This is a genomic window from Mesorhizobium sp. M2A.F.Ca.ET.042.01.1.1, from assembly GCF_003997405.1.
Classification (GTDB): Bacteria; Pseudomonadota; Alphaproteobacteria; order Rhizobiales; family Rhizobiaceae; genus Mesorhizobium.
Genome location: NZ_RZRX01000633.1, coordinates 1 through 587 on the forward strand (window position 1 = coordinate 1; position 587 = coordinate 587).

Below are 587 nucleotides of genomic sequence, written 5' to 3' on the forward strand. Positions count from 1 at the left end.
TTCGAAGAGTGCCGCAGCACCCTGCCCGCCACCGATGCACATGCTGACGACGGCCAGCCTGGCCCCACGGCGCCGGCCTTCTATTAGCACATGTCCAGCCAGCCGTGCCCCGGTCATGCCGTAGGGATGGCCGAGCGCGATGCCGCCGCCATTGACGTTGAGACGTTCCGGCGAGATTTCCAAGCGATCGGTGCAGGCCAGCAGCTGCGCTGCGAAGGCCTCGTTAATCTCCCATAGGTCAATGTCGTCAATTGCTAGCCCATGGCGCGCAAGAAGTTTTGGGACCGCAATGATGGGGCCGATGCCCATCTCCTCAGGCGCACATCCGGCAACCGCCATGCCGCGGAAGATTCCGAGCGGCTTCAGATTTTCCCGCCGAGCGGTTTCGAGATCCATAAGAACAAGGGCGCTTGCGCCATCTGAGAGTTGACTGGCATTGCCGGCCGTTACAAACCGCCCCTGATCCAGCGCGGGCTTTAGGGCAGAAAGTCCCTCATAACTGCTTTCGCGCGGGCCTTCATCCCTGTCGACAGACAGCGTCTTGCAGGACACGGTGCCACTCACACGATCCGTTGCCAGTTGTGAGA

General features: G+C 61.5%; 1 pseudogene. It reads right to left on the reverse strand.

The window, feature by feature from the left end:
- A pseudogene (locus tag EOA23_RS35285) lies at positions 1 to 587 on the reverse strand (acetyl-CoA C-acyltransferase); the annotation flags it as partial.